9 protein-coding genes are annotated in these 11,950 nt (G+C 73.1%); 6 read left to right on the forward strand and 3 right to left on the reverse strand.

Features of this window, described 5'->3' with window-relative positions; all coding sequences use genetic code 11:
• Window positions 1–252 precede the first annotated feature (252 nt).
• The 3 genes from ACZ7J0_RS03455 to ACZ7J0_RS03465 all read left to right on the forward strand — a co-directional run bounded on the left by ACZ7J0_RS03455 (window position 253) and on the right by ACZ7J0_RS03465 (window position 3,620).
• Window positions 253–1,947, forward strand: coding sequence for a PucR family transcriptional regulator (locus ACZ7J0_RS03455; RefSeq protein WP_470883539.1), 1,695 nt, complete (start codon window positions 253–255; stop codon window positions 1,945–1,947).
• A 402-nt stretch (window positions 1,948–2,349) separates the two neighbouring features.
• Complete coding sequence (locus ACZ7J0_RS03460; RefSeq protein ID WP_470883541.1) at window positions 2,350–3,138, forward strand: hypothetical protein; 789 nt, start codon at window positions 2,350–2,352, stop codon at window positions 3,136–3,138.
• A 50-nt stretch (window positions 3,139–3,188) separates the two neighbouring features.
• A complete protein-coding gene (locus ACZ7J0_RS03465; RefSeq protein WP_470883542.1) occupies window positions 3,189–3,620 on the forward strand; it encodes a PPOX class F420-dependent oxidoreductase in 432 nt (143 codons plus the stop codon).
• 17 nt (window positions 3,621–3,637) lie between these two features.
• Here ACZ7J0_RS03465 and ACZ7J0_RS03470 read toward each other — a convergent pair whose 3' ends face one another.
• Window positions 3,638–4,954 (reverse strand): WD40 repeat domain-containing protein, encoded by a 1,317-nt coding sequence (locus ACZ7J0_RS03470; protein WP_470883544.1) that lies wholly within the window; start codon window positions 4,952–4,954, stop codon window positions 3,638–3,640.
• Between the two features lie 38 nt (window positions 4,955–4,992).
• A complete protein-coding gene (locus ACZ7J0_RS03475; RefSeq protein WP_470883546.1) occupies window positions 4,993–5,871 on the reverse strand; it encodes a GntR family transcriptional regulator in 879 nt (292 codons plus the stop codon).
• A gap of 149 nt (window positions 5,872–6,020) precedes the next feature.
• Between ACZ7J0_RS03475 and ACZ7J0_RS03480 the strand changes: the two genes are divergently transcribed.
• Together ACZ7J0_RS03480 and ACZ7J0_RS03485 are read left to right on the forward strand one after the other, a co-directional pair.
• Window positions 6,021–6,878: a (2Fe-2S)-binding protein gene (locus ACZ7J0_RS03480; protein WP_470883548.1), complete on the forward strand. Its 858-nt coding sequence runs from the start codon at window positions 6,021–6,023 to the stop codon at window positions 6,876–6,878.
• Window positions 6,879–7,073: 195 nt separating this feature from the next.
• Window positions 7,074–8,135 carry a DUF2637 domain-containing protein gene (locus ACZ7J0_RS03485; RefSeq protein ID WP_470883549.1) on the forward strand — a complete coding sequence of 354 codons (1,062 nt, stop codon included), beginning with the start codon at window positions 7,074–7,076 and terminating at the stop codon, window positions 8,133–8,135.
• A 69-nt stretch (window positions 8,136–8,204) separates the two neighbouring features.
• Here the strand turns inward: ACZ7J0_RS03485 and ACZ7J0_RS03490 are convergent, their stop codons facing one another.
• Window positions 8,205–8,612, reverse strand: a complete 408-nt coding sequence (locus tag ACZ7J0_RS03490) for an ATP-binding protein (RefSeq protein ID WP_470883551.1) — start codon at window positions 8,610–8,612, stop codon at window positions 8,205–8,207.
• Window positions 8,613–8,775: 163 nt separating this feature from the next.
• On the opposite strand from ACZ7J0_RS03490, the gene ACZ7J0_RS03495 reads away from it, so the two are divergent.
• On the forward strand, window positions 8,776–11,937 hold the full coding sequence (locus ACZ7J0_RS03495; RefSeq protein WP_470883553.1) for an alpha-mannosidase: 3,162 nt from the start codon (window positions 8,776–8,778) through the stop codon (window positions 11,935–11,937).
• Window positions 11,938–11,950: the final 13 nt, after the last annotated feature.

The raw sequence follows: 11,950 nt of genomic DNA on the forward strand, positions 1-11,950 counted from the left end.
TTCACTGGGCCCGGGGGGACGGCCGGCCCTCGACTTCATGTTCATGTTCATGTGCTGTTAACGCGGTGTGTGGCCTAGTACACAAGCCCCGACCGCGCCGGTGCAGTCACCGAAACCATGAAGGAGTTGGCTGGTGACCATCGTCGTCTTGTAGATTCGAACGAAAGGCGGGGAACAGTCACCTCGCTGTTTCCCCCCGGAAACGGTGGCCAAGGGTCACCGGCAACAACGAGACAGATCGGCGGCAACGAGATGCGGCTGCGCGCACTGCTGGAAACCGACGCGCTGGGGCTGCGCCTGCTCGGTGGTGAGGACGAGCTCGATCGCACAGTCCGTGGCGTGATGACTACCGACCTCAGGGACCCGAGCCGCTATCTTTCCGGCGGCGAGCTGGTCCTCACCGGCCTCGCGTGGTGGCGCGACGCCTCGGACGCCGAGCCGTTCGTCCGGATCCTGGCCAGCGCCGGGGTGGCCGGGCTGGCAGCGGGCGAAGCGGAACTCGGGGACATTCCCGATGATCTGGTCGAGGCGTGTTTGCGCCATCGACTGCCACTCTTCGCAGTCAACGAGTCCGTTGCATTCGCAACGATTACCGAGCATGTGGTGCGACAGGTATCGGGCGAACGGGCCGGGGACCTGGCGGCCGTCGTGGATCGCCACAGGCGGCTGATGACCTCCGGTCCGGCCGGCGGCGGCCCGGAGGTCGTCCTCGATCTCCTCGGCTCCGACCTCGATCTCCGGGCCTGGGTACTCTCGCCCACCGGCCGCCAGATCGCGGGCGCGGGCGAACCGCTCGAGCCCGGGCTCAGCGCCAGGCTCGCCGGCGAACACCTCGCCGCGACCCGGACCGGGCGCCGTGGCCCGCACCGGCTGTCGATGGGCGGGACGACGTACTCGCTCTTCCCGATCCGAAACACCGGCCGTGGCGCTGCGCCCGCCTCCCGGGACGTCCGCGAGACCGTGCTGTCGGACTGGCTGCTGGCCGTCGAGGCCGACGCGGGCGACTGGCCCGCGGCCCGGCTCGACCTCCTGCAGGGCGTCACCCAGCTGATCGCCGTCGAACGCGACCGGCGCGACGCGGCCCGTACGGTACGGCGCCGGCTGGCCCAGGAGGTCCTCGAACTGGTCACGACCGGGGCCGCACCCGCCGAGATCGCGGCGCGCCTGCGGGTCGCGGCGCCGGTCCTGCTGCCCGGGCTCGGCACCGCGCCGCACTGGCAGGTCGTCGTCGCCCGCGTCGAATGGGACCAGGAGGGCGCGCCCGGCACGACCGTGGAGAGCGGCCCGGTCGCCCAGGCGCTGCTGGAGGAGATCCTCGTCGACCCGTCGACCGTCGGCTCCGAGTCGGCCGACCGGATCGCCGTCGCGCACAACGGCGACGAGGCCATCGCCCTCGTACCGCTGCCCGCGGTCGTGCCGTCCGACCAGGAGGAGGGCGACACGATAGAGGTCGGCCTGCACGCGGACGCGCTGCTCGCGGCCGTCCGTGACCCGCTCTCGTCCGGCCTGGCCGACGACGGCCGCCTCACGCTGGGTGTCAGCGCCGCCGTCCACTCCGCCGAGGGCCTGCGGGGAGCCCTGGAGGAGGCCCGCCACGCCCGACGCGTCGCCGCCGCCCGCCCGGGCCGCGTCTGCGCCGCGGGCCACCACGAACTGGCCTCCCACGTCCTCCTCCTCCCCTTCGTCCCGGACGACGTCCGCCGTGCCTTCACGGCCCGGCTCCTGGACCCGCTGCGCGACTACGACCGCCGCCACCGTGCGGAACTCATCCCGACGCTGGAGGCCTTCCTCGACTGCGACGGCTCCTGGACGCGGTGCGCGACGCGGCTGCATCTGCATGTGAACACCCTGCGCTACCGAGTGGGCAGGATCGAGCAACTGACGGGCCGCGACTTGTCGCGCCTGGAGGACAAGCTGGACTTCTTCCTGGCGCTGCGGATGAGCTGAGGTGGGGCCGAGCGGGTGGGCCGGGGGCGCGGGGCGTGCGCCCCGCACCCCCGCACCGCCCACCGCTCGCGGCATCGCACGGCGACGGGTTGACCGCCGTCACCCGGGGCGGCCACGGAAGATCCCCCTCTTCGACGGGGGACCGGCCGGTGACCGCCCTCAGCGCGCCGACACCGCCCCACGAGGCGGCCACCTGGCACTTGTCTCCCCCGGAGACAACGCGGAGGCGGATCCGACGAGCCGTTGACTCCGCGTCAACGCCGTCGGCACGCCGATCGGCCGCCAGGGATTGTGAATTCATTCACCTGACCCCTTGGCCCGGCGCGCCCATCCGTGCTGAGATGCGAGCTGACTCAACAGCTCAATGGCGCGCTCGGGGAGGGCAATGTGGCGGATACCGCCATGTCTGGTTCCGAAACAACGGATGGCGACGATCCGTCCCTTGCCTACGGCAAGGAGACCCCCGTGGAGACCGCGATATGGCGTCTGCGGTCGCGAGGCTGCTGGACCGACGCGGCCGCCCTGCTCGCACCCCACGCCGCGGAACCGGCGGCGGCGCTGGAGCGCGCGGCGCTGCTGATCGAGCGGTGTCTGTACACGGAGAAGGGCTGGGCCGAGGCGGAGGAAGCGCTGCGGGTGGCCGAGGCCGTGGCCCAGAGCGACGACGAGCGCGGGGCCGCCGCGTGTGAACGGGGCTATCTGGCCTACGCGTCGACGCTCCTCGGGGTGCGGGACCGGGCCGACGAGGCGCGGGCCGCGCTGGGACGGGCCGCCGCGCTGATCGCCCCCGAGGGTGAGGGCCGGCCGCTGCTGGACCTGCGCCGTGGGCTGATCGCACAGAACCTCGGCGACTCGCCCCAGGCCGCCCGGGCCGCGTACCGCCGCGCACACGCGGGCGCGGCGGCCCGGGGCGACACGCTGCTGCTCTCCTCCACCTGGCGCCACCTGTCCGGACTCGCCCTGCGTGAGGGCGAGTTGGCGGAGGCCCGGCACGGCTTCGCGGAGTCGCTGCGGATCCGCGAGGAGCTGGGCTACCTGGTCGGGACGGCCCCGGCGCTCACCGCGCTCGCCGACACCGAGACGGAACCGGAGGCGGGCCGGCTGCGGGCGGAGGCGGCCCGGCTCTTCCGGCTCCTCGGCGGCGTACCGACCTGGCTGGCACCCCAACTGGCTCCTTCGTCAGCGGCCTGACTTTTCGTCATCGGGAATAGCGGGCGCGCCGTGGCGACTTGGTGTCGGACATGACCGCCACTCCGTTCAACCCGCGCACGCTGCTCCGGGAGAGCCGACTCGGTGTCCTCGCCACGATCAAGTCGGACGGCCTGCCTCAGCTCTCCCCCGTCATGCCTTTCTACGATCAGGAGGCCGGGCTCCTTTACGTGTCAATGACCGAGGGGCGAGCCAAGACGGCCAACCTGCGGCGGGACCCGCGGGCGGCGCTGGAGGTCACCAGCCCCGACGGCGGGTCCTGGGCCACCGCCGAGGGCACCGTGACGCTCACCGGCCCGGGGACCGACCCCCACGGTCCCGAGGTCGAGGCGCTGGTGCGCTACTACCGGCTCGCCGCCGGGGAGCACCCGGACTGGGACGAGTACCGGTCGGTGATGGTGTCCGACCGCAGGGTGCTGATGACGATGCGGGTCGGCCACGTGTACGGCGCCAGGATCCGCTGACCGAACTCCGGGTGTCGTCACACCCGTTGCCGCAGCACGGTCAGTGACTCGTCCGTGCCGATGGCGACGGAGGCGTCCGGCAGGACCGCCACCGCCCGTACCGGCGGGCCGGGGCGGAAGGTCAGGGCCGGGTCCGCCGCACCGAGCCGGTGGACCGCGACCAGACCGTCGCCCCAGCCGATCGCCAGCACGGAGCCGGTGGTCGTGGCCGCCGCGTGCAGGGCGACGACCGGACAGCCGCGTTCGGTGATCGGGGCCGGCAGGGGGCCGTCGCCGACGGGCCAGCCTCGGACCATGCCGTCGGCGCCGCCGCTGTACGCGCAGGCCACGCCCGGGGCGCGCCCGGAGCCCGGCAGTGCGGCGAGGGCGGTGACCCGGCCGGAGTGCAGCGCCGCCTGATGCACGCCGTCGAGCCCGAAGGCGTGTACGGACCCCATGCGGTCGCCGACGAGTACCGTGCCGCCGGCCGTCGCGAGGGTGGTTCCGGGGTGGCGTACGAGCGTCGCCGACACCGCGGCCGTCAGTCGGTCCATACCGCTCGGCCCGTCTCCCCGCGCGGTCCGGGCGACGGGTACGGCATGCGCCTGCCCCCGCTCGTCGAGGACCAGCACGCGGCCGTCAGGGAGCGGCGCCAGCGCGCGTGGGCGCAGGCCGGTCGGGAGGGGAGCGGCGGCCGGGTGGGCGTCCGCCGCGTGCAGGAGGCGCAGGGTGCCGAGGTCGTCGGCCAGCAGGAGCAGGTCCACCTGGGGGACGGTGCCGAGCGCCGCGACGGGCCCGGGCCAGGGGGGCGTCACATCTCCCCGGTGCCGGGCCCACACGACGTCGGCCCCCGATTCCGCGGCGATGTTCCTGAGAGCGGGGCCCAGCCGGGGGTCGGCGTCGTCTCCGAGGGCGGCCAGCAGGACGAGGGCGCGTGCGGCTGCCGATTGGTCCCGGGTGAGCGACTGGCCGGCCCGCAGCCACGCCGTACGGAGACCGCCGTGGTCACCGGGACCGGCTTCGTAGCCCGCCGTGACGGTGACGGGGTCCGCCGCGCACACGGCCGCGGGGTCGTCGAGGCAGGGGGCGGTGTCCGCCCCGGGCGGCGCTTCCCCAGCCGCCTCCGGTTCGCCTTCGGGTGTCTCGCCCGGCTCCTCGCCGACGACCCGGACATGACCCATCTCCCGTAGTGCCTCCGCCAGTTGGGCGATCCCCCGAGGATCCCGGGCCGCGGCGAGCTCGGTGAGGACCAGTTCCGTACGCGGGGTGGAGACCAGCAGCTCGGAGAGCAGTTCGGCCGGGGTCCGGGCGACCACGCCCAGGCCGTTGGCCAGCGCCCAGACGGCGCCCCGCACGCTCCGGCCTGCCAGCGGGACCACCAGGCGGTCGGCCGTCAGCCGTCCGCTCCGGTGAAGTGCTCCCGTACGAGGGACTGGACCACCGGCAGATCCTGGGCGACCAGCGCGTCCAGCAGCGCGGTGTGCTCGGCGGCGTCCGCGACCAGGTCGGCGAGCGAGGTCCTGCCCGCCGTCGGCCCGGGATGGACGGGGGGTGCGGCCATCAGCGGCCATTGGGAACGGCGGTGCAGGTCGTCGGCGACCGCGACGAGCTGGTCGTTGCCGGCCAGGGAGAGGACGGCCCGGTGGAAGGCGCGATCGGTCTCCGCGTAGTGGGCGCGGTCGCCCCGGGCCGCGGCCGCGGCCGTCGCGTCGGCCAGTGGGCGCAGTTCGCACCAGCGGGCGGCGGGGACGGTCCGGGCGAGCCGCAGCATCACCGGGACCTCGATCAGGGCGCGGACCTCGGCCAGCTCGGCGAGGTCGCGGGGGGTGCGGCGGATGACGCGGAAGCCCCGGTTCGGTACGACCTCCACGGCGCCCTCGATCGCGAGCTGCTGCATCGCCTCGCGCACCGGGGTCGCGGAGACTCCGAAGCGTTCGCCGAGCACGGGGGCGGAGTAGACCTCGCCGGGGACCAGCTCGCCGCCGACGAGGGCGGTGCGCAGGGCCCGCAGGATCTGGCCGCGGACGGAGTGCCGCTGGACGAGCCTCGGGGCGCTCCCGGGGGCGGGGGGCTCGCTGTGGGTGTGCTCGCCGCGCGCCTGCTCCGGCACCCGTATGGAGTCGCCGCCCGTCGGACGCGCCTCCGCGTGCCGCACCCCGGCGCCCTCGTCGTCCGCGGGCCGTGCCGAGCAGGTGGCCGGGGCGCTCACGGGCGCGGCAGTCTGCGCGTACGGCGGCTCCGCCGCCCTCTCGCGCGCTCCGCCCTGCTCCACCCGGGTCCTCCTGAGGCTTCGTACCGGCCCCCCTCACGGTGCGGGGGCCTCCCGTGCACCATAGGCGGACAGGGCCTCAGTTCAAACCTCGAACGCATCGGGTAAGGTAAGGCTAACCTGCAAACGATCGCGATTCGGTGGTCCCGTGCATGTCGACTCCCGCCCTGCTCCCCGCCCCTCCCGTCGCTCTCACCTCCCCAGTCGCGTCCGCGTACGCACGCCTCACCGAGGCGTTCCCCGGGCTGCGCGTGCGGGAGCTGGCCGACGGTGAGCAGGCCCCGCGCGGCGGGGGCTGGGTCGGCGCGGACGAGCTGGCGGCCGGCGGCCCCGCCCTGGACGCCTTCCTCGCCTGGGACAACGCGCAGGTGCTCCGGGACTACGGCCGGCAGGCACGCCCCGACGTGGTGGCGAGCTTCGGTCTGCACCGCTACGCCTGGCCCGCCTGCCTGCTGATCACGGTCCCCTGGTTCCTTGACCGCCGGGTGCCCCGGGTCCCCGTCGAGGCCGTCGCCTTCCAGCGGACGCTCGGCCGGATGACCGTACGGATCGACGCCTTCGCCTGCCTTCCCGAGGACCCGGCGGCCCAGCTGCCCGGCGCCCGGGTCGTCCCCGACGAGGAGGCGTTGCACGCCGAGGCGCGGGCGGCGCTCGCCGAGCACTTCGAGCCGGTCCTCGGCGGCTTCGGTCCCCGGATGCGGCGCGGCAGGCGCGCGCTGTGGGGCATGGCGACGGACGAGATCGTCGAGGGGCTCTGGTACATCGCCCATCTGCTGGGCGAGGAGCGCCGGGCGATGTCCGAGCTGGAGCTGCTCCTGCCGGGGACGACCAAGCCCTATGTGGGTACGGCGGGCTTCCGGGAACTGACCGGGCCGGACGGCGCCTCGCTGCTCACCCGGGACCGGGCCGGCTGCTGTCTCTTCTACACACTGCGACCCGAGGACACGTGCGTGACGTGCCCCCGCACCTGTGACGCGGAGCGGATCCGCAGGCTCAGCGCGACCGCGTGATCGCCACGCCACTCGTGCGGGTGACTTAAATCGAACTCAACTCGGCTCGCCCGTAACGCAGTTCGACCAGATCGCACCTATTCGTATGCCTTGTCGCCTCAATGGCGTTCTCTTGCTCCGAAACCCCTTGAGGGCCGTCGGGCTTCGGCCAGTATGGGCCGCCGAACCGCCCCACTGCGATGCAAGGGACACCGCATGAGACTGACCGACATATCGCTGGACTGGCTGCTTCCGGGCGGCGTGATGCTCGCCGGAGTCCTGACGGCGGTGGCGGTGCTCGCGCGCGGCAAGCGCGCCGGTGACCAGGCCGCGGCCGACGACACCTGGGAACGCAGCGAGGAGCGCCGCAGGCGCAAGGAGGCGGTCTACGGAACCGCCTCGTATCTGCTTCTCTTCTGCTGTGCGGCGGTCGCCGCCGCTCTCTCCTTCCACGGGCTGGTCGGCTTCGGCCGGCAGAACCTCAATCTGACCGGCGGATGGGAGTATCTCGTCCCCTTCGGACTCGACGGCGCGGCCATGTTCTGCTCGGTGCTCGCGGTCCGCGAGGCCAGCCACGGCGACGCGGCCCTCGGCTCCCGGCTCCTCGTCTGGACGTTCGCCGGCGCCGCCGCCTGGTTCAACTGGGTGCACGCCCCCCGGGGCCTCGGCCACGCGGGCGCGCCGCAGTTCTTCGCCGGCATGTCGCTCTCGGCCGCGGTCCTCTTCGACCGCGCGCTGAAGCAGACCCGCCGTGCCGCGCTGCGCGAACAGGGCCTGGTGCCCCGTCCGCTGCCGCAGATCCGGATCGTACGGTGGCTCCGGGCGCCCCGGGAGACCTTCGGCGCCTGGTCGTTGATGCTCCTCGAAGGCGTACGGACGCTGGACGAGGCGGTCGACGAGGTCCGCGAGGACCGGCGCGAGAAGGAGCGGAACCGGCACCGCAGGCGCGAGCAGGACAAGCTGGACCGGGCACACTTCAAGGCACTCAGCCGGCAGAACCGGGCCTGGGGCATCGGCCGCGGCGGCGGCCGTCAGGTCGAGGTCCAGGCGCTGAACTCCGCAGCGGGCTCCGCGACGTCGGCCGTGGGGTCGCCTGTCGCGGAGCCCGCCATAGCGGACCCCGGACAACTGCCGCTTCGACCCCGGCCCTCCCTCCAGGCCGTCAGGGGAAATGAACCCCGGACGGTGGACCTCACCGCCGAGGACGACACCCAGACGCTGCCCCGGCTCGACTCCCTGGAGCGCAAGCTCAAGGATCTGGAGCAGCAGTTCGGCTGACGGTCCCCGACACCGCCCACGGCCGGACAGCCCGACGCCGTGGGTACGACTCCGAACTGGGCGGCGGGCTCAGCCGACCGAGGCGGGCCCGCCGCCCAGTTCGAACCAGACCACCTTGCCCATGGCCTGGGGGCGCACGCCCCAGGCGTCGGCGAGCGCCTGCACCAGCAGAAGCCCCCTGCCGTGCGTACCGTCGTCGGCGTGCGGTACGTGGGACGGCTCGGGGAGACCCGGGACGAAGTCCCGCACTTCCACGCGCAGGGCGCCGGGTTCCACGGTGGCGGTGACCTCGGCGCCGTGAGCGGTGTGTATCAGCGCGTTGGTCACGAGCTCCGTGGCGAGCAGCTCCGCGACATCACCTGTGCCTGGTTCGCCCCAGTGCCGCAGCATGTCGCGCAGAGCACTTCTCACCTCCCGCACCGCCGATAATTCCGAGCACCCCACTCTGCGGCGCCATTGGGTCGACTGCCTGCTCATATCCCCCACCCGCACGTCGTTTCGACCCTTCTCGCTTCGAACGAACTCCCGGGATGCATGCCCCGCCCAGAGGCCGCCATTCATGGAGAACCGTCAAAGCGGATGCATCGGGGTAAGTCATCACTCGGCAGTACGCCCCCCGTGCGAGAGAGTGAGGCCCGCGATGCATGACGACCGCCCGCAGGTGGAGGCGCGCCTGGAGCGCGCCCTGGGCCGGTTCATCCGCCCAGCGCAGTACGCGGACCGGGTTCCGCTCACCCTCACCGTCTGGCACGCGCCGGGCGAACCGGTCCCGGTGGCCGAGGCGCTTCGGGCGACCTACAGCCCGTTCGAGCCCGGCACGGCGTGGGGCGCCCCTTGGTCCACCAGCTGGTTCCGGATGCGCGGCACCGTGCCCGAGGCGTGGGCCGGGCGCCGCGTGGAGGCGGTCGTCGACCCGGGTTTCACCGGCGACGGGCCCGGCTTCCAGGCCGAAGGGCTCGTCCACGACCGTGACGGCGTCCCGCTCAAGGGCATCCACCCCCGCAACCGCTACGTCCCCGTCGCCGCGCCCGCACGCGGCGGGGAATTTGTCGACCTGCTGCTGGAGGCGGCGGCGAACCCGGCGGTCCTGCGCGACTTCGAACCGACCGTCCTCGGAGACGTACTGACCGCGGGGAACAGGCCGTTGTACCGATTCGCCGCTGCCGAACTCGCCGTACTCGATGAAGAGGTGTGGCACCTGATCCTCGACATCGAGGTGCTCTCCGAGCTGATGCGGGAGCTCCCGGAGGACCGGTCGCGCCGCCACGAGATCCTGCGGGCGCTGGAGGACATGCTCGACGGGCTCGATCTGCACGATGTGGCCGGTACGGCGGGAGCCGCGCGCGCCCGGCTGACGGACGCCCTGTCCCGGCGGGCGGAACCGAGCTCCCACCGGATCTCGGCGGCCGGTCACGCCCACATCGACTCGGCATGGCTCTGGCCGCTGCGCGAGACCGTGCGGAAGGCGTCCCGGACCTTCGCCAACGTGACCGCGCTCGCGGGCGAGTACCCCGAGCTGGTCTTCGCCTGCTCGCAGGCGCAGCAGTACGCGTGGGTGAAGGAACACCAGCCGCGCATCTGGGAGCGGATCACGTCCGCCGTGGCGACGGGCAACTGGGCGCCGGTGGGCTCGATGTGGGTGGAGTCCGACGCGAACATGCCGGGCGGGGAGGCGCTGGCCCGTCAGATCACGCACGGAAAGCGGTTCTTCGCACAGGAGCTTGGGGTGGAGACGGAGGAGATCTGGCTGCCGGACTCCTTCGGCTACACGGCCGCGTTCCCGCAGTTGGCGAAGCTCGCGGGCGTGCGGTGGTTCCTCACGCAGAAGCTGTCGTGGAACCAGTCCAACAGGATGCCGCACCACACGTTCTGGTGGGAGGGCATCGACGGGACCCGCGTGTTCACCCACTTCCCCCCGGTGGACACCTACAACTCCCAGCTCCACGGCCGCGAACTGGCCCACGCGGAGAGGAACTTCGCCGACAAGGGGCGCGCCACCCGGTCGCTGGTCCCGTTCGGCTGGGGCGACGGCGGTGGCGGCCCGACCCGGGAGATGGTGGAGAAGGCGCGCCGGCTGCGGGATCTGGAAGGCTCGCCGAGGGTGAGCATCGAGCGTCCTTCGGTGTTCTTCAGGGCGGCGCGGGAGGAGTACGGGGCTCAGGCGCCGGTGTGGTCCGGGGAGCTGTACCTGGAGCTGCACCGGGCGACGTACACCACGCAGGCGAAGACGAAGCAGGGCAACCGGCGTGCGGAGCACCTGCTGCGGGAGGCGGAGTTGTGGGCCACGGCGGCGGCCCTGCACACGGCCGGTCACTCCCGTCGGGACGCCTCACCCGACGGGTCTCGTCACGCCTCTGCGGACGCCCCGCCGGACGCGGGCGCCTCCGCCTACGCGTATCCGTACGACGATCTCGACCGGATCTGGAAGACCGTCCTGCTGCACCAGTTCCACGACATCCTGCCCGGCTCGTCGATCGCCTGGGTGCACCGCGAAGCGCGCGAGACATATGCCCGGGTGCGGGAGGAGCTCGAGGGGATCACCCGGGCGGCAGTGTCCGCGCTGGGCGGTACGGGTGCGGCGCCGGGGGTGCTCAACACCTCGCCGTACGCGCGGGCGGAGGTGGTCGACCTCGAGAGCGAGGGTCCCGTGCTGGTGCGGGTCCCGGCGCTCGGCAGTGCCCCCGTGCGGCCGGGAGGTGACGCCGATCCGCACACCGCTCCCCCGCCCGTCACGGTGGGCCGGAGCGCCCACGAGGGACTCGTCCTCGACAACGGTCTTCTGCGGGTCGTCGTCGACCACGAGGGGCTGCTGGCGTCCGTACGGGATCTGCGGGCCGGCCGCGAGGTGCTCACCCCCGGCGGCCGGGGCAACCTCCTTCAACTGCACCCCGACCACCCCAACCACTGGGACGCCTGGGACATCGACAAGCACTACCGGCGCAGCCACACCGATCTCACGGCCGTCGACTCCGTCTCCCTGGTGGAGGAGGGGCCCCTGCGCGCGGTGGTGCGCGTGGTGCGCGGCTTCGGGGCCTCCCGGATCGTTCAGGACACCGTCCTGTCGCGTGGCAGCGGCCGGCTCGACGTCGTCACGGACATCGACTGGCAGGAGTCCGAGAAGGTACTGAAGGCAGCCTTCCCCCTCGATGTGCACGCGGAACGGTCGACCGCCGAGATCCAGTTCGGTCATGTCCACCGGCCGACCCATGTCAACACCGGCTGGGACGCCGCCCGGTTCGAGATCTGCGCCCACCGCTGGCTGCGTGTGGCCGAGCCCGGCTACGGCGTCGCGCTGCTCAACGACTCGACGTACGGTCATGACGTCACCCGCGCTCCGCACGACGAGGGTCTGGGCACGACCGTCCGTCTGACCCTGCTGCGGGCGCCGCACAGCCCGGATCCCCACACCGATCTGGGCCGGCACCGCTTCACCTACGCGCTGATGCCGGGCGGTTCGACGACCGACGCGGTACGGGAGGGCCTGGCGCTCAATCTGCCGCTGCGGGTCGCGTCCGCGGTACCCGCGCGCCCCCCGCTGGTCGACACGGGACATCCTGCGGTGACCGTGGAGTCCGTGAAGCTCGCGGACGACCGGAGCGGCGATGTGGTCGTACGGCTCTACGAGTCGGCCGGGACCCGGGCGGAGGCGACACTCAGGACGTCCTTCCCCGTGGCGCGCGCCGAGGTCACCGACCTGCTGGAACGGCCGCAGCACGCCGCCGACCGAGCGGACGGCGGGGTGGTCCTGCGGCTGCGGCCCTTCCAGATCCTCACCCTGCGGCTCACCCCGGCACCTGCGTAGGCAGACGCTCAAG

The organism is Streptomyces sp. NPDC038280, from assembly GCF_055600045.1.

Bases quoted from the DNA above. Each gene is read 5' to 3' on its own strand.
- ACZ7J0_RS03455 (WP_470883539.1), top strand. From the start codon at position 253: ATGCGGCTGCGCGCACTGCTGGAAACCGACGCGCTGGGGCTGCGCCTG.
- ACZ7J0_RS03460 (WP_470883541.1), top strand. From the start codon at position 2,350: ATGTCTGGTTCCGAAACAACGGATGGCGACGATCCGTCCCTTGCCTAC.
- ACZ7J0_RS03465 (WP_470883542.1), top strand. From the start codon at position 3,189: ATGACCGCCACTCCGTTCAACCCGCGCACGCTGCTCCGGGAGAGCCGA.
- ACZ7J0_RS03480 (WP_470883548.1), top strand. From the start codon at position 6,021: ATGTCGACTCCCGCCCTGCTCCCCGCCCCTCCCGTCGCTCTCACCTCC.
- ACZ7J0_RS03485 (WP_470883549.1), top strand. From the start codon at position 7,074: ATGAGACTGACCGACATATCGCTGGACTGGCTGCTTCCGGGCGGCGTG.
- ACZ7J0_RS03490 (WP_470883551.1), bottom strand. From the start codon at position 8,612: ATGAGCAGGCAGTCGACCCAATGGCGCCGCAGAGTGGGGTGCTCGGAA.
- ACZ7J0_RS03495 (WP_470883553.1), top strand. From the start codon at position 8,776: ATGCATGACGACCGCCCGCAGGTGGAGGCGCGCCTGGAGCGCGCCCTG.